The organism is Rhizobium sp. C1 (assembly GCF_021026335.1).
Taxonomy (GTDB): domain Bacteria; phylum Pseudomonadota; class Alphaproteobacteria; order Rhizobiales; family Rhizobiaceae; genus Ensifer_A.
In genome coordinates this window covers 234089-250558 of the sequence record NZ_JAJNCY010000002.1, presented here as the reverse complement: position 1 = coordinate 250558, position 16470 = coordinate 234089, and the positions used below count along the sequence as shown (strand labels likewise).

At 61.0% G+C, this 16470-nt stretch carries 12 protein-coding genes; 9 read left to right on the top strand and 3 right to left on the bottom strand.

Features of this window, described 5'->3' with window-relative positions:
* Positions 1 to 60 precede the first annotated feature (60 nt).
* On the bottom strand, positions 61 to 1725 hold the full coding sequence (locus LQK83_RS06725) for an electron transfer flavoprotein-ubiquinone oxidoreductase (protein WP_230836596.1): 1665 nt from the start codon (positions 1723 to 1725) through the stop codon (positions 61 to 63).
* Positions 1726 to 2021: 296 nt separating this feature from the next.
* Here LQK83_RS06725 and LQK83_RS06720 point away from each other — a divergent pair, with 296 nt between their 5' ends.
* From LQK83_RS06720 to LQK83_RS21620, 6 genes are all read left to right on the top strand, one after another.
* Positions 2022 to 2813: an SDR family oxidoreductase gene (locus tag LQK83_RS06720; RefSeq protein WP_230836595.1), complete on the top strand. Its 792-nt coding sequence runs from the start codon at positions 2022 to 2024 to the stop codon at positions 2811 to 2813.
* A 31-nt stretch (positions 2814 to 2844) separates the two neighbouring features.
* Positions 2845 to 3036, top strand: a complete 192-nt coding sequence (locus tag LQK83_RS06715) for a hypothetical protein (RefSeq protein WP_230836594.1) — start codon at positions 2845 to 2847, stop codon at positions 3034 to 3036.
* Positions 3037 to 3163: 127 nt separating this feature from the next.
* A complete protein-coding gene (locus LQK83_RS06710; protein WP_230836593.1) occupies positions 3164 to 4450 on the top strand; it encodes an Hsp70 family protein in 1287 nt (428 codons plus the stop codon).
* A 59-nt stretch (positions 4451 to 4509) separates the two neighbouring features.
* Positions 4510 to 5370: a uracil-DNA glycosylase gene (locus LQK83_RS06705; protein ID WP_230836592.1), complete on the top strand. Its 861-nt coding sequence runs from the start codon at positions 4510 to 4512 to the stop codon at positions 5368 to 5370.
* A 165-nt stretch (positions 5371 to 5535) separates the two neighbouring features.
* Complete coding sequence (locus LQK83_RS06700) at positions 5536 to 5715, top strand: hypothetical protein (protein WP_230836591.1); 180 nt, start codon at positions 5536 to 5538, stop codon at positions 5713 to 5715.
* A gap of 10 nt (positions 5716 to 5725) precedes the next feature.
* A complete protein-coding gene (locus LQK83_RS21620; RefSeq protein ID WP_269065307.1) occupies positions 5726 to 5854 on the top strand; it encodes a hypothetical protein in 129 nt (42 codons plus the stop codon).
* A gap of 26 nt (positions 5855 to 5880) precedes the next feature.
* On the opposite strand, the gene LQK83_RS06695 is transcribed toward LQK83_RS21620, so the two are convergent.
* The gene (locus tag LQK83_RS06695) at positions 5881 to 6822 is read right to left on the bottom strand and encodes a DMT family transporter (RefSeq protein WP_230836590.1); all 942 of its coding nucleotides are present in this window, start codon (positions 6820 to 6822) and stop codon (positions 5881 to 5883) included.
* Positions 6823 to 7008: 186 nt separating this feature from the next.
* Here LQK83_RS06695 and LQK83_RS06690 point away from each other — a divergent pair, with 186 nt between their 5' ends.
* From LQK83_RS06690 to LQK83_RS06680, 3 genes are all read left to right on the top strand, one after another.
* Entirely contained in the window at positions 7009 to 8019 is a 1011-nt protein-coding gene (locus LQK83_RS06690) for an alpha/beta hydrolase (RefSeq protein ID WP_230836589.1), read from the top strand.
* Between the two features lie 106 nt (positions 8020 to 8125).
* Positions 8126 to 10777, top strand: a complete 2652-nt coding sequence (gene pepN, locus LQK83_RS06685; protein WP_230836588.1) for an aminopeptidase N — start codon at positions 8126 to 8128, stop codon at positions 10775 to 10777.
* A gap of 345 nt (positions 10778 to 11122) precedes the next feature.
* Positions 11123 to 13513, top strand: a complete 2391-nt coding sequence (locus LQK83_RS06680) for a PAS domain-containing sensor histidine kinase (protein WP_230836587.1) — start codon at positions 11123 to 11125, stop codon at positions 13511 to 13513.
* Here LQK83_RS06680 and LQK83_RS06675 read toward each other — a convergent pair.
* Positions 13505 to 16453 carry a bifunctional [glutamine synthetase] adenylyltransferase/[glutamine synthetase]-adenylyl-L-tyrosine phosphorylase gene (locus tag LQK83_RS06675; protein WP_230836586.1) on the bottom strand — a complete coding sequence of 983 codons (2949 nt, stop codon included), beginning with the start codon at positions 16451 to 16453 and terminating at the stop codon, positions 13505 to 13507. The genes LQK83_RS06680 and LQK83_RS06675 overlap by 9 nt on opposite strands.
* Positions 16454 to 16470: the final 17 nt, after the last annotated feature.

The following is a 16470-nucleotide window of genomic DNA, read 5'->3' as shown; positions in this document are numbered from 1 at the left end:
GGATATTTCCTGGCCGGCCTTGCTGATGATTTGATGAGTGCCTGCGCACTTCTGCACAGTTTACATGTTCGGATAAACCGGACCTTCACCACCCTGCGGCGGAACCCAGTTGATGTTCTGGTTGGGGTCCTTGATGTCGCAGGTCTTGCAGTGGACGCAGTTCTGGGCGTTGATGACGTAGGTCTGCTCGCCGTCCTTTTCGACCCACTCGTAAACACCGGCCGGACAGTAACGCGAAGACGGACCGGCATAGATGCCGAGTTCCGATGACTTCTGCAGCGTCATATCCTTCACTTTGAGGTGAACCGGCTGGTCTTCCTCGTGGTTGGTGTTGGAGAGGAACACCGAGGACAGGCGGTCGAAGGTCAGCACACCATCCGGCTTCGGATAATTGATCGGCTTGTGCTGCGAGGCGGGCTCGAGCGAGGCGGCGTCCGTCTTGCCATGCTTCAGCGTACCGAAGAAGGAAAAGCCGAAGAGTTGGTTGGTCCACATGTCGAGACCGCCGAGCCCGACGCCGATCGCCGTGCCGAATTTTGACCACAGCGGCTTGACGTTGCGTACGCGCTTCAGGTCCTTGCCGATAGCCGTATCGCGCCATTCGTTTTCGATCTCGATCGGCTCGTCATTGGCACGGCCTGCGGCAATGGCTGCGGCGACCTTGTCGGCGGCGAGGATGCCGGAAAGTACGGCATTGTGGCTGCCCTTGATGCGCGGCACGTTGACGAAGCCCGCCGAACAGCCGATCAGCGCACCGCCCGGGAAGGACAGCTTCGGCACCGACTGCCAGCCGCCTTCGGTAATCGCACGCGCGCCATAGGAGATGCGTTTGCCGCCCTCGAATGTGCCACGGATTGCCGGATGCGTCTTGAAGCGCTGGAATTCCTCGAACGGGAAAAGATAAGGGTTCTTGTAGTTCAGATGCACCACGAAGCCGACGGCGACGAGGTTGTCTTCCAAATGATAAAGGAACGAGCCGCCACCGGTCTTCATGCCGAGCGGCCAGCCGAAGGAGTGCTGGACGAGACCCTGTTTGTGGTTCTCCGGCTTGACCTCCCAGAGTTCCTTGATGCCGATGCCGAATTTCTGCGGCTCGCGATCCTTGGAGAGATCGAACTTGGCAATCAGTTGCTTGGCGATCGAGCCGCGCACGCCTTCGGAGATCAGCACATACTTGCCGAGCAACGCCATGCCGCGGGCATAGTTCGGACCCGGCTCGCCGTTCTTCTCGATGCCCATGTCGCCCGTGGCGACACCGATCACCGCGCCGGCCTCGTTATAAAGCACTTCGGCAGCGGCAAAGCCCGGATAGATTTCGACACCAAGCTCTTCGGCCTTCGTCGCCAGCCAGCGGCAGACATTGCCGAGCGAGACGATGTAGTTGCCGTGGTTGTTCATCAACGGCGGCATCAGGACGTTCGGCAAACGCAGCGAGCCGGCTGGGCCAAGCAGCAGAAAGTGATCGTCCTTGACCTCGGTCTTGAAGGGGTGCCCCTCCTCCTCGCGCCAGCCGGGCAGCAGCGCGTCGATGCCGATCGGGTCGACGACAGCGCCCGAAAGGATATGCGCGCCGACTTCAGCGCCCTTTTCGAGCACGACGACGGACAGGTCCGGATTCACCTGTTTCAGCCGGATGGCGGCCGACAGACCGGCCGGGCCTGCGCCGACGATCACGACGTCGAATTCCATCGACTCGCGTTCCGGAAGTTCTGTCTCTCCGCTCATCGCTCTCTCCTCTAGCAAGCCGCAGATGTTCTTAAAGTCGCCCCGCGCGGCCTGGTGTTTCATTTGGTCAGGCTTTTTGACAAAGGCTTATCGCCTTGTCGAGCGTGGATGCGCCAAATCCTTTGCATTTCTTGCATGTGCGAAATTACAAACGATTTATCCTCTTACGTTTACGTTAACGTCAATTAAATGGCAAGAAAAAATCCGGCTGGATTTGGTTTTCAGGGCCGATGATCTCCGCTTTGCGGATCGAGTCGATCAGATTATAAGTCGAGAGAAATAAAAGGAGAGACATCATGGATCTGGGTATTTCCGGCAAGCGCGCACTCGTGCTCGCCTCCTCTCGCGGCCTCGGGCTGGGGATCGCCGTGGCTCTGGCGCGCGAGGGCGCGGATGTTCTCCTGTGCGGACGCAGCGCCGACAAGCTGGCGGCCAATTGCGCGGCGATCAATGCCGAGGGCAAGGGCAAGGCGCAGTATGTGGCCGCTGACATTGCCGATAGCGGCTTTCCGGCCTTTATCGCAAGTGAGGCCGAGCGGTTGCTCGGCGGCGTCGATATCCTCGTCAACAATACAGGCGGGCCCGTTCCTGGCACAGCGGAACAGGTGCTGACCGCGGAGAACCTGAACACCTATTTCCAGTCGATGGTTGTCAGCGTGATCACGCTCACCAACCTCATCGTGCCGCAGATGAAGGCGCGCGGCTGGGGGCGTGTGCTGACGGTGGCCTCCTCCGGCGTGTTCGAGCCGATTGCCAATCTGGCGCTGTCCAACACGCTGCGCTCGGCCCTCGTCGGCTGGAACAAGACGCTCTCTGCAGAGATTGCCGGCGCCGGCGTGACCGCGAACCTGCTGCTGCCGGGCCGCATCCACACCGACCGGATCGACGAACTGGACGGCGCGAACGCGAAGCGGTCAGGCAAAACGCTGGAAGAGGTGCGCGAGGCTTCGGTGAAATCGATCCCGGCGGGGCGGCTCGGGACGGTGGAAGAGTTTGCGAGCGTCGGAGCTTTCCTCTGCTCCGCACCCGCAAGCTACGTCACAGGCACGCTGGTGCGCTGCGACGGCGGTGCAGCGAAGTCGATCTGATCTATCTTGAAACCTGGAACGGAGACCGGTCATGAAACGTATTGCAGTCGTTGGCGTCGGCTTTCTCGCCGTTCTCTTCGGCCTCGTCTGGATCGGTCAGGGGAGCGGTTATTTCCCCTACCCGGCATCCAGCTTCATGATCGCGCAGCCGCAATGGATGCTCTACGGGGCGATCCTCGCCCTTGTTGGCCTTGGCGCAATCGTCGCCGGCCGGCGGATGTAATTTCGGAAAAACTTCATACTCCGCGCCTTGATTTCGCTCGGTCGCCATGCGATCAGGCGCGCCCTGCCATTTCTTACACTCCCCAAACACAGGCCGCGTCCCTCCGCGGCCGGACAAGGATTTTGCCATGACCGCCCTCGGCTTCGATTTCGGCACGACCAATACCGTGCTGGCCGCCAAGGCCGGCGACACGACAAAATCGCTGAGCTTCACCAGCAATGCGGAAGTGACGGAAAGCCTGCGCACGTGCCTTTCCTTCATGAAGGACAAGGATCTGGGTGGGCTTGCGCTGAAAGTGGAAGCGGGTGCTGCAGCCATCCGCAGCTTCATCGACAATCCGGGCGAGTGCCGCTTCCTGCAGTCCATCAAGACCTTCGCGGCGAGCCCCCTCTTCCAGTCGACGATCGTGCATGCTCGCCGGCATACGTTTGAAGACCTGCTGGAAATCTTCACGCGCCGCATGATGACCTATGCGGGAGATGGTTGGCCCACCGACGTCACGCGCATCGTTGCCGGCCGCCCCGTGCGTTTTGCCGGCATGAATGCGGATGCGGACCTCGCGATGGAGCGCTATCGCACCGCGCTGGCGCGTTTCGGCTTTCCGGATGTTCAGTTCGTCATGGAGCCGGTCGCGGCCGCCTTCTACTTCGCCCAGAATCTTGAGCAGGATACGAATGTTCTCGTCGCCGACTTCGGCGGCGGCACGACCGACTATTCGATCATCCGCTTCGAGAAGGTGGCCGGCAAGGTGAAGGCGCAACCAATCGCGCATGGCGGCGTCGGCATTGCCGGCGACATGTTCGACTTCCGGATCATCGACAATGTCGTGAGCCCGCAGATCGGCAAGGGCGGCTATTTCCGCAATTTCGGCAAGCGACTTGAAATCCCGTCGAACTATTACGCCAATTTCGGCCGCTGGAACCAGCTCTCGATCTTCAAGACCCTGCGCGATTTCCAGGACCTCAAGTCGCTCGTGCGGCAGGCGGAAGACCCGGATCAGCTCGAACTCTTCGTCGACCTGATCGAGCATGACGAAGGCTATCCGCTCTATCAGGCGATCTCGAAGACGAAGTTCGCGCTCTCGTCGCAGGAAGAGGCTGAGTTCCATTTCGAGCCCCTGGGCCGCTCCGGTGACCGGGTGGTGAAGCGTTCGGATTTCGAGACGTGGATCGCGCCGGACATCGCGCTGATGGAAAAGGCGCTGGACGAGACGCTGGCGGAAGCCAACATGCCGGAAAGCGAAGTCGGCAAGGTCTTCCTCACCGGCGGCACATCCTTCGTTCCGGCCGTGCGCAACCTTTTTGCCCGCCGCTTTGGTGCGGATCGGATCGAGGGTGGCGGGGAATTGCTGTCGATTGCGCATGGTCTCGCGCTGATCGGCGAGCGCGACGATATCGCCGACTGGGTTTCGTGACCGTCACCCCTGTGGATGAGCGTTTGCCGGTTGCCTCGCCGTCCTTTAAAAGAAGAGGCATGATCGAAGCCTCGCAACTCAATGCCGGAGAACTGGCCGCGCTTTTGCATTTTCATGCGGATGCGGGCGTAGATTTCCTGCTGGAAGACGTGGGCGTCGATCGCTTTGCCGAATTTGCGGCAGCCATCGCGGCAAGCGCAGCGACGCGTGCGCCCACACAGGGGGCGGCCCCGCGAGAGCGCCCGCAGCGCCCCAGCCAGGCGGACGCAAAGCCCGCGCCCCGACCGGTGTCCTCTACCGCCGTTGCGATTCCCGGTGAGGAAGCTGTCGAAATGGCGCGCCGCGCCGCCGAGGCCGCGACGAGCCTGGCGGAACTGAAGCAGGCGATCGAAAATTTCGAGGGCTGCAATCTCAAGGCCAGTGCACGTAACAGCGTCTTCCCGACCGAAGCGGGAGCGCTGCCAATCTTGATTCTCGGGGCAACTCCGTCCGCCGAGGACGACCGCGAGGGCGTTGCATTTTCCGGCGTGCACGGCGAACTGCTCTCGAAGATGTTTGCGGCAATAGGCATCGACGTCACGGAGACGACGCTGGCGCATAGCGTACCCTGGCGTCCTCCAGGCGGCCGCCCGCCGACCCCTTCGGAAGCCGAGATCTGCCGGCCCTTTGCAATGCGAATGATTGCGCTCGCCAAGCCCCGCTTCATCGTCCTGCTCGGCAATTTCACGACGCGGTTCTTCACCGGGTCGACCGAGGCGATCCATGCACTGCGGGGGCAATGGTTTGAAATCGGAACGCCGCCGACCGAGGCGATCGCCATGCTGCACCCGCAGGATCTTCTGACCGCGCCGTTGAGCAAGCGACTGGCCTGGATGGATTTACTGGCGTTCGAAAAGCGGATGAATCAGTCAAACGCTTGATCTTCATTAAGTATTTCGACATCCCATGCCTTATTTGACAACAATGTGTCGCAAGCCATGCGCATCACGCATGGCAGTTTCCCGTTTTTACCGCGTTGCAATATTTATGCTGCATTGCGATATTAAGGCGTGTCTTGGGAGGAATCAAATTTAGGAACCAAGGCCATGCACGCTACATTCCGCTCTACCCACTCCGGGTTCGAAACGCTTCGCAAGATGTCCCGCACCCCGGGTCAGTCTGCCTATCGCCGTTTCCAGATCGCTACGAACGAACAGTTGACCGCACGCGGCTATGCCAATCCGGCAAAGCCTATGGCGCTGTTCAGCGATTTCATCCAGAAGTAAGGAGCATGCTATGCGCTATAATCCCCTGCAGAATCTCGCTGGCACCATCAAGTCGGTCAAGCTTGCCGTTTCGGCCGCCCATGACTATCGCGAACGCACCGAGCGTCGCCGCGAGCGGCTTTCGGGCCTCAACCGATGATCGGGCAACTTCTTTTTTGAAGCTGATCACCCTTGTGGCGTGACCAGCTTGCGCATGGCCTTGCGCTCCAGACCGAGCCTGCTTTCTCGATAGATGATGAAGACGCCGGCACTGATGACGATCGCGGTTCCGATCAGCATTAGCGGTTCCGGCACATTGCCGAACAGGAAATACGACACGATCAGCCCGAATGCGATCGATGTGTATTCGAAGGGCGCAATCGTCGAAACCTCGGCGTAACGATAGCTCTCTGTCATCAGAATTTGCGCCAGACCGCCGCAGAAGCCCGCCGCGATCAGCAACAGTTTCTGTTCCAGCGTCATCGGGGGCCAGCCGAGCGGGATGGAAAAGAGCGAGAAGACCGACGCGGTCAGCGAGAAGTAGAGGACGATCGTCGAACTCTTTTCTGTCTGCACCAACCGGCGCACCAGCAACATGGCGACCGCGCCAAGAATGGCCGATCCGATCAGCGCCATGGCTCCAAGAGCAGCCTCAGCCGTATTGGCATCCGCATGCTGCAGGAGCGTCAGCTTTGGCCACGAGATGATCATGACCCCCGCCAGACCGACAATGACAGCAGTGATGCGATAAGCGCGCAACGTCTCCTTGAGAAAAATCGCGGCGAAGATCACCGAGAAAAGCGGCATGGCGTAACCGATGGCGATCGCATCCGGAAGCGGCAGGCGCACCAGACCATAGAAGCTGAGGGTCATGGATACAATCCCGACAAAGCCGCGAATGATCTGGCCCCAGATGCTTCTGGTCTGGAAGGCTGTCCGCAACTCGCCTCGCCAGGCAAGATAGCCGAGAATCGGAAAAATCGCGAAAAACGAGCGATAGAAGGTGATCTCACCCGTCGCCATGCCGTTGCCTGCAAGCTTGATGCAGGTGGACATCACGAGAAAGACGATCACGGACAGGATTTTCAGCACGATACCCCGGATGGGGTTGGCGGCGGTACTTTGCATGGGGATTCCGGGATTTGTCAGCGACGGACTGCTGGCGTGCCAATCTGGCACACAAATGAAGACGACTCCCTAAATCTAGCAGGTTTCGGGAGCGCATAGCGCCAAATTCACGCAGAAAATCGAAAGAATATGCTTGTATTGTGAACACCGAAAATAAAAGGCGTCTCAATAATGGAAGGACGTGCCATGAAAGCGATCGGATGGCTCGGATTGGCACTCATTGCAATGGCACTTTTTTCCGCATTCGTTGTCCAGAGCATGGTCGCCATGAACCGGCCGCGACCGGCAGCGGAGCTGCGCCGCAACGCCATCATGGACGTGCCGGTTCTGACAGCACGGGAAATGTCCGGCATTCCAAAAGTTGAAAATTTCGAGGCGCGTGACAGGTCGCTGATCGGCTATCGCCATTACCAGAGCAAACAGGCAAGCCGCGTGAAGCTCTATCTGGTGCATGCCGAAACCGGAGACGATTTGCAGCTGGCCGCTCTGGCGGGCGGCGTTTCCTCCGGGCTCGGGCTTGCGGATGTCTTTACGCTAGACCTGCGCGGGCACGGGCAAAATCCCCTGCACCGCGGGGATATCGGTTATGTCGGGCAACCCACGGATGATCTGGCGGACCTCGTTGCCGCCACCTCTGCTCCGAGCGATCTGGTGGTTGTCGGCGGGCATTCGTCAGGCGCAGCGGTGGCGGCAAGACTTGCCGCTCAACCTGGTCGAATAAAGCTGGCAGGCCTGCTGCTGCTCGCACCGATCTTCTCGCCCGACTTCGCTGCCAACAAACCGGAAATGGCCCAATGGGCCGTTCCCTTGCCGTGGCGGACCGCCGCGCTCAAGCTGCAAAATGCGCTGGGTGCCCACTGGTCGGATCAAGAAATCGCCGTGCAATACGCCGTTCCCGAAAATGTCTGGAACGGGCCTCTCGGCTATGCTGTGACAAGCGACTATACGTGGCGCTATGTGAAATCGCTGGAGCTGAAAAACGCCGACGGATCCGACCTCGCCCAAGTGAAGGCTCCTTTCCTCACAATTGTCGGCAGTGAGGATGAAGTCATTGATGCGGCAAAGCTGCAGCCCGCCGTAGCCCGGTTCAACAAAGGCGGAGATTATGTGACCCTTCCGGAGGAAACCCACTTCGGTATCGTCAATTCGCAGCAAACTTTAGCAATCATTCAGAATTGGATGTCAAAATTGCACTGAGTTGTGTCTTTCCCGCTGACTGGAGAGAGACGCTGCCGGCGTGGATTTGCGGATTTCCACGTCTTGCTGGGGACATGGAAAAGATCCGCCGCACTCGGGACACTTCATGCGCACTGAAACAGGCCAGATTTTCACGCTGGTGGACTACACGCCGACAGACTTTATTCTTGAGCGCATCGATCTGACATTCGAGTTGCACCCGCTGGAAACCAAGGTCACGGCCCGCTCACTCTTCCACCGCCGCCCCGGCGCTGCGCTCGATGCACCGCTTGTTCTGGATGGCGACGAGCTGGTGATGACCTCGCTTCTGCTCGACGGTATCGAGCTTGCGCGCGACCACTACGAGGAAACCGGCAAGCATCTGATCATCACCGGACTGCCGGAAGAAATCGCCTTCGAGATCACCGTTGAGACGGCCTTGGCACCAGCCAACAACACACAATTGATGGGACTGTACCGCTCGAACGGTGTCTATTGCACGCAGTGCGAGGCGGAAGGCTTCCGCCGCATCACCTATGCCTACGACCGCCCTGACGCGCTGGGCGTCTACACGGTCCACATCATCGCCGACAAGGCGACCTGCCCCGTCATGCTCTCAAACGGCAACTGCATCGGCAAGGCCGGCTATGGCGAGGGTAAGCACTTCGCCTCGTGGTTCGACCCGCATCCCAAGCCGTCCTATCTCTTTGCGCTGGTCGCCGGCGATCTCGGTGTCGTCGAGGATACGTTCACGACCATGTCCGGCCGCGAGGTCGCGCTGAAGATCTATGTCGAACATGGCAAAGAACCGCGCGCGGCTTACGCCATGGATGCGCTGAAGCGCTCCATGCGCTGGGACGAGGAAGTGTTCGGCCGCGAATACGATCTGGATATCTTCATGATCGTCGCCGTCTCCGACTTCAACATGGGGGCGATGGAGAACAAGGGCCTCAACATCTTCAACGACAAGTATGTTCTGGCAGATCCGGAAACCGCGACCGATGCCGATTTCGCCAATATCGAGGCGATCATCGCGCATGAATATTTCCACAACTGGACCGGCAACCGCATCACCTGCCGCGACTGGTTCCAGCTCTGCCTGAAGGAAGGCCTCACCGTCTATCGCGACCACGAGTTTTCCGCCGATCAGCGCTCTCGCGCCGTCAAGCGCATTGCCGAAGTGCGGCATCTGAAGTCGGAGCAGTTTCCGGAAGACGCGGGCCCGCTTGCCCATCCGGTGCGCCCAACGCGCTACAAGGAAATCAACAACTTCTACACCTCGACCGTCTACGAGAAGGGTTCGGAAGTGACACGCATGATCGCGACGATCCTCGGACGCGAGACTTTCAAGCAGGGCATGGACCTCTATTTCGAGCGTCACGATGGTCAGGCCGTCACCATCGAAGACTTCGTGAAATGCTTCGAGGATGTCTCGGAGCGCGACCTGAAGCAGTTCTCCCTCTGGTATCATCAGGCGGGCACACCGCTGGTCAGCGTCTCGACCGAATTCGATGCGGACCTGCAGGAATTTACCGTTTCGCTGGAGCAGATCGTACCGCCGACGCCGGGCCAGGCGCGCAAGGAGCCGATGCATATCCCGCTCAAATTCGGCCTCATCCTGCCCAATGGCAATGAGGCTGAACTGGCAGGCGTGACAGGCGGAGAAGTGACGGAAGACGTGCTGCATCTGACGGAACGCAGCCAGACCTTTACTTTCACCAACATCCCTGCCCGCCCCGTTCTGTCGCTGAACCGTGGCTTCTCAGCCCCCATCAATGTCGATTACGCGCTGACGGCGGAAGACCTGGCGCAGATCGCCGTGCATGACCGCGACCTCTTTGCCCGCTGGCAGGCGCTGAACAGTTTGGCACTCCCGGAACTGACCGGTGCGGTCAAGGCAGTCCGCAATGGCGAAGCGCCGACTTTCAATCCGGCCTTCATTGCGGCGTTGCTCGCTGCGGCTGCGGACGAGGATCTTGAGCCGGCCTTCCGTGCACAGGCGCTGGCATTGCCCAGCGAAAGCGATATCGCCCGCGAGATCGGTTCGAACAACGATCCGGACGCCAATCTGGTCGCCCGTCTTGGTGTTCTTAACGCCATCGGTCTCACGGGACGGAAGATTTTCGCCACGCTGTTTGAAACGATGTCGTCGACTGCGCCGTTCACACCGGATGCGGCAAGTGCGGGCAGGCGCGCGCTGCGCAATACGGCGCTCACCTATCTCTCCTTTGCCGACAACGACCCGACGCTGGCGCGCGAGGCCTTCGACAAGGCCGACAACATGACCGATCTCAGCCATGCGCTGACGGTTCTGGCGCATCACTACCCCGACAGCACCGAGACGGCAGATGCGCTGGAGATCTTCGCCACGCGCTTCGAAGGCAATCCGCTGGTTCTCGACAAGTGGTTCGCCATCCAGGCCACCACGCCGGGTCCGGATGCGCTTGATCGGGTCAAGGCACTGATGGAGAGCCCGCGTTTCAATGGCGGCAATCCGAACCGCGTGCGGGCGCTCATCGGCACCTTCGCCTTCTCCAACCTGTCCGGCTTCGCCCGGGCGGATGGTGCAGGCTTCGACTTCCTCGCCGGGCAGGTTCTCGATATCGACACTCGCAATCCGCAACTGGCCGCGCGCCTGCTGACCTCGTTGCGGTCCTGGCGTATGCTTGAGGCGCAGCGTGCCGGCCACGCCAGACGCGCGTTGATGAGGATCGACTCTACCTCGACGCTTTCCGTCGATGTACGCGATATCGCCGAGCGCATGCTCAAGGAGAGCTGAGACCGGAAAAATCCGGTGCATAAACACAACGCCCGCAAAAAGTGATTTGCGGGCGCTTTGAATCCTGTGCGTGCATCGCAATATTCGGACAAGCTCGCAACCCTTGAACAGGTTGCCGGAAGCGATAAATAACACGCGATTTCATATGGTTAAAAAAGAGTTACGATTTCCTCTGGACAAGGGGAATCAGCTTTGATTCACTAGAATCACTTCGGGCACGGCGGCCCGAATCACCTGCGATCCAAGACCGGATATTGGCTCCGGCAACAGCAGGGACGAGTGACATCCGGTCATCTCATGCGATGCGGGCATGAGGCGGGTGTTCAAGGACAGGAACGGGGAATTATGGCGGACGCGCAACGGGGAAGCGTAGCCGATGGTCGGCTGCGTTTGAAGTTTCCGGGAGTGGGTGCAATGCGGCATTCGTTCCAGGCCTCGGCTCAGCCGGCGGGAGGGTCGCGCGGGCGCGGCGCCTTCACGATCGGTCGCCAGAACGGACGGCTTGAGCCGATCCTTAAGCGCTCGATCCCGGTTCTGATCGTCGCCTTTCTCATTGTCGTCGCCGCCTCGCGCATCATGGGCATTTATCTCGAACGCGACCGGCTTGAGAGCGCGGTGCGACAGACGACCATTCTTTCGGTCGCTGCGGCCTCTGCCGCTCTCGGTGAGCATGTGGATTATTTCGCGACCGGACAGCGCGCCGAGGCCGAGGCGCTTCTCAACCGATACCTGCCGCAAGAGCGCCTGCCACAGGCTGGCTTCGTGCTTCTCGTGCAGCGCACGGGTCAAGTATTCGCGGCATCGCCCGGCGGTCTTTCCTACATCGGGCGATCCCTCTCTTCCGTTGCGCCGGATGCGCGCATGACCAGCGCCTTTGGCGACCGCGCCGGCACGTTCCATGCGGAACTCAACGGCCAGGACCACTATATGGCGATTGCCGCCCTGCCCGACGACGCCGGCTATATTCTGGTCGCCAACTCCATGGCGGATGTCGACGAGCGCTGGCGCGACGAGGTCTCCCTGAATGTCACGCTCTTCGCCGGCATCACGTCGATCCTGCTTGTCATCCTCATTGCCTATTATGCGCAGGTGAAGCGGACCCGCGACGCCGACCAGGTTTTCGTCGAATCCAACATGCGCGTGGAAACGGCGCTCTCGCGCGGGCGCTGCGGACTTTGGGATTTCGACATGCAGAACCGTACACTCTTCTGGTCGCGCTCCATGTATGAAATGCTGGGGCTGCCCCCGGCTGCCGCAATGCTCAGCTTTGGAGATGCCGCGCGTCTCATGCATCCTGACGACGGCAGCGTCTATTCGCTCGCCCGCTCCATCATTCGCGGCGAGTCCAGGCAGGTCGACCGCGTCTTCCGGATGCGCCATGCAGACGGCCACTATGTCTGGATGCGCGCCCGCGCCCAGATGATCCGTACCGCGTCCGGCCGCGACCGCCTGATTGGCATCGCCATGGATGTCAGCGAGCAGCATCGTCTGGCCGAACGCTATGCAGAGGCCGACCAGCGTCTGGCCGATGCAATCGAATCCACTTCCGAAGCCTTCGTGCTCTGGGACAAGAATGACCGTCTGGTGATGTGCAACAGCCATTATCAGCAGGCATATGGCTTGCCGGAGAGGGTTCTGGTTCCGGGTACGGAGCGCGCGACCGTCAACGCCGCCGCCGCCCGTCCGGTCATCGTGCGCCGCATCGCCGATCCGGATCAGGCCGGCGTCTGCTCGCAGACCACGGAAGTGCAGCTTGCAGACGGCCGCTGGCTGCAGATCAACGAGCGCCGTACGCGTGATGGCGGCCTCGTCTCTGTCGGTACGGACATTACCGTCCTCAAGCGCCACCAGGAACGCCTGCGCGAATCCGAACGCCGCCAAATGGTTACGATTGGCGACCTCTATGCCTCGCGCAAGATCCTGGAGAAGCAGAAGGCCGAGCTTTCGCTCGCCAACGCCAATTACATTTCGGAAAAGGAACGCGCCGAGGCCGCCAACCGGGCGAAGTCCGAATTCCTCGCCAACATGTCGCATGAACTTCGCACACCGCTCAACGCCATTCTCGGCTTTTCCGAGATGCTGCTGAACCACATGTTCGGCCCGCTCGGCTCGGAGAAATACGACGAATATGCGCAGGACATCTTCGACAGCGGCAAGCACCTTCTGAACGTGATCAACGACATTCTCGACATGTCGAAGATTGAGGCCGGTCATATCAAGATCGAGCGCGAGCCGGTCGATCTGGCCCCGCTGATCGAGGAGGCCGTGCGCTGCATGGCGATCACGGCCGAGTGCAAGGCGATCCATATAGACCGCGAAGTCCATGACGGGCTCATGCTCTCTGCCGATCGCCGCGCCATCAAGCAGGTTCTGCTCAATCTTCTCTCGAACGCGGTCAAGTTCACCGGCCATGGCGGCACGGTCTCGCTGCGCGCCCGCAAGCACGAGGGAGCCGTCACGCTGTCGATCAGCGACACCGGCATCGGCATCCCGCGCGATGCGCTGAAGAAGATCGGCCAGCCTTTCGAGCAGGTGCAGAGCCAGTACGCCAAGAGCCAGGGCGGCTCAGGCCTCGGCCTCGCTATCTCCAAGTCGCTCATCACGCTGCATGGCGGCCGGATCCGGGTCTTCTCCCGTGAAGGCAGAGGCACGACGATCTCGCTGCGCATTCCCGTGCCGGCGGCCGCCAGCATTGCTCCCGTCTATCTCGCGGATGTCGTCAAGCTTTCAGCCTGAGAGTTTCATCAACCCCTGAAAGGTCTTGCGGACCGCGCGCGTGCGAGCCTTCAGATCGGCTTCGAGGAACTTGATATCGGGGGAATGCGCCACTCTGCACAAAAGGTCCACAAGGCCACCGGGGGCATCCTTCGGATCGAACCCGCCATCGACGCAGAGGCGGATGACCTGCGACAGATCGCTCAGAAGCGTGAAGGTCGCACCGACATTCTCCATCTCCTCCTGAGAAAGCGCCTGTCGCCCGAGGCTCTGGAGCACTTCGCTCGTAGGAATGCCGGCTTCGACCCGGCCTTCAGCCATCAGAGCCAGAAACTGGGCCATGAATTCCATGTCGATCAGGCCGCCCGGGATAAGCTTGAAATCGAAGGTGCCGGAGGGCGGCTTCTCCTGATCGATCAGGGCCCGCATCTCCGCAACATCGCCCGCGATCCTTGATCTGTCCCGCTTTATCGCCAGGATTTCGCCGATGATCGCGTCGGCTTCCTGCATGAGGCTCGGATCGCCGGCAATCGCCCGTGCACGCGTCAGAGCCATGTGCTCCCATGTCCAGGCCTCCTCACGCTGATAGCGCGCGAAGGCATTCATGCGGGTGGCAACCGGCCCCTTGTTTCCGGACGGGCGCAGCCGCATGTCCACTTCATAGAGAACGCCTTCGGCTGTCGGAGCGGAAAGGGCCGCTATCAGCCGCTGCGTCAATCTGGCGAAGTAGCGGTTGGCGTCGAGCGGCTTTTCGCCATCCGACTCCGTCGCCGCATCATCATAGTCGTAGAGGAGGATCAGATCGACATCGGAGCCTGCCGTGAGTTCACGGCTGCCGAGCTTGCCCATGCCGATGAGCGCGATGCGCCCGCCGGGGAAACGACCATGCGCGGCGGCGATCTCCGCTTCGACGGCCGCAAGTGCGCGCTCCAAGGTCAAATCGGCAAGATCGGAAAAGGCGCGTGCTGCGCGCGCGCCGGAGATGGCACCGGTCAGCAGGCGGATGCCGATCAGAAAGCGCTGTTCGGCGGCAAAGATGCGCAGGCCGTCCAGCACATCCTCATAATTGAGGGCGGAGGCAAGCCCCTGCCCCAGCCGCTCGGCGAGATAGTCGCGCTCGGGGATGCGGGTCAGCAGCGCCGGGTCGAGCATGCCGTCGAAGACATGCGGACGCGCTGCAATAATGCCGGCAAGACGCGGAGCTGCCGCCATGATCATGACGAGAAGGTCGAGGAGCGGGGGATTATTGCCCAGCAGCGAGAAAAGCTGGATGCCGGCCGGGAGGCCTGCCATGAAGCGGTCGAAATGCATGAGCGCATCGTCGGCGCGCGAACTTGCGCCGAAGGCGGCAAGAAGCTTCGGCATCATTTCGGTCAGCCGCTCGCGCGCCTCCACCGAGTGTGTCGCGCGATAGCGGCCACTATGCCAGGTCCGGATGACGCGGGACACATCGGCGGGACGCTTGAAGCCAAGGCCGCCCAGTGTCTTGAGTGTGTCGGGATCGTCCTGGGTGCCCGTGAAGACGAGGTTGCCCGAACCGCTTGAGAGTTCCGCCGCCTGTTCGAACAACTCGGCATAACGGTCCTCGACCAACCGCAGAACCGAGACGAGACGAGTGGAAAAGGACTTCACGTCCCTGAAGCCCATCATGAGCGCGATGCGCTTCAGTTCGGCTTCCTTGTCGGGCAGAATATGTGTCTGCTCGTCACGCACCATCTGGATGCGATGTTCGACATCGCGCAGGAACCAGTAGGCAGACGTCAGCGTCTCCGCCGTTTCCGCGCCGATCCAGTTGGCGCGGGCAAGCCCGGCCAGCGCATCGTCGGTGCGGCGTGCCCTCAGTTCCGGCATGCGTCCGCCGGCAATCAATTGCTGGGTCTGGGCGAAGAACTCGATCTCGCGAATACCGCCCCGTCCGAGCTTGACGTTATGCCCCTTCACCGCGATCTCGTCGAAGCCCTTGTGGAGATGGATCTGCCGCTTGATCGAGTGGATGTCGGCAATGGCCGCATAGTCGAGGTATTTGCGGAAGATGAAGGGGGTGAGTTCCTTCAGGAAGCTTTCGCCGGCCGGAATGTCGCCCGCGACGGGCCGGGCCTTGATGAAGGCGGCGCGCTCCCAGTTCTGGCCCCGGCCCTCGTAATAGATCAGTGCCGCCTCGACCGGGATCGCGAGCGGCGTGGAGCCCGGGTCGGGGCGAAGCCTGAGATCGATGCGGAACACATAGCCGTAGGCCGTGCGCTCCTGCATGATGCGAACCAGCCGGCGGCAAAGCCGCGCGAAGGTCTCGGATGCCTCGTCAGGATCGGTGACGATCCCGCGCTCCGGTTCGAAGAAGGCGACGACGTCGATATCGGAGGAATAGTTGAGCTCCGCCGCGCCAAGCTTGCCCATGCCGAGCAGGATGAGGCCTGAGCCCTCGGCCGGCTTTTCAGGATGCGGCAGCCTGAGCTTGCCCTGCTCATGCAGCGACAGAAGCAGGAAATCGACGGCGGAGGACAAGCATGCCTCGGCGAGACGGCTGAGCAAGAGGGTCGTGTCACGCGCCCCGAAATAGCCTGCAAGATCGGCGAAGGCGACAAGGAAGGCGACCTTGCGCTTGGCGAGCCGCAGGCGGTTCATCAGCGCCGTCTCGGCGCTTGTTCCGGCCTCTTCGCCCGCCGTCCAGCAGGCCCGGGCTGCCTGGATTTCGACTTCGATTTCCGCCTGTATGTCGCCGAACAAGGCGATGTCGAGAAGCGAGGGAGCGATACGCGCGGTTTCGGCCAGAAAGGGCGAAAGCGACAGGACCGCCACTGCAAAATCGCGCAGCGCACCGTCCGATGCGGCGAGCGCCTTCAGCCGAGCATGCTCGCGGCCCGCGTCGCGCAGCGCCTGCAGCGCCTCCTTGGCGGCCGTCTTGCTGGGCGCGTCAATCGGGTTTGCCGCCAGGAATTCGGCGAGTGTCGCGGGTCTTGCCATGCGTATCCTCCCCCGCC

Coding starts and splice junctions, on each gene's coding strand:
- LQK83_RS06710 (WP_230836593.1), top strand. CDS start 3,164: ATGACCGCCCTCGGCTTCGATTTCGGCACGACCAATACCGTGCTGGCC.
- LQK83_RS06695 (WP_230836590.1), bottom strand. CDS start 6,822: ATGCAAAGTACCGCCGCCAACCCCATCCGGGGTATCGTGCTGAAAATC.
- LQK83_RS06705 (WP_230836592.1), top strand. CDS start 4,510: ATGATCGAAGCCTCGCAACTCAATGCCGGAGAACTGGCCGCGCTTTTG.
- LQK83_RS21620 (WP_269065307.1), top strand. CDS start 5,726: ATGCGCTATAATCCCCTGCAGAATCTCGCTGGCACCATCAAGTCGGTC.
- LQK83_RS06715 (WP_230836594.1), top strand. CDS start 2,845: ATGAAACGTATTGCAGTCGTTGGCGTCGGCTTTCTCGCCGTTCTCTTC.
- pepN (WP_230836588.1), top strand. CDS start 8,126: ATGCGCACTGAAACAGGCCAGATTTTCACGCTGGTGGACTACACGCCG.
- LQK83_RS06725 (WP_230836596.1), bottom strand. CDS start 1,725: ATGAGCGGAGAGACAGAACTTCCGGAACGCGAGTCGATGGAATTCGAC.
- LQK83_RS06675 (WP_230836586.1), bottom strand. CDS start 16,453: ATGGCAAGACCCGCGACACTCGCCGAATTCCTGGCGGCAAACCCGATT.
- LQK83_RS06720 (WP_230836595.1), top strand. CDS start 2,022: ATGGATCTGGGTATTTCCGGCAAGCGCGCACTCGTGCTCGCCTCCTCT.
- LQK83_RS06690 (WP_230836589.1), top strand. CDS start 7,009: ATGAAAGCGATCGGATGGCTCGGATTGGCACTCATTGCAATGGCACTT.
- LQK83_RS06700 (WP_230836591.1), top strand. CDS start 5,536: ATGCACGCTACATTCCGCTCTACCCACTCCGGGTTCGAAACGCTTCGC.
- LQK83_RS06680 (WP_230836587.1), top strand. CDS start 11,123: ATGGCGGACGCGCAACGGGGAAGCGTAGCCGATGGTCGGCTGCGTTTG.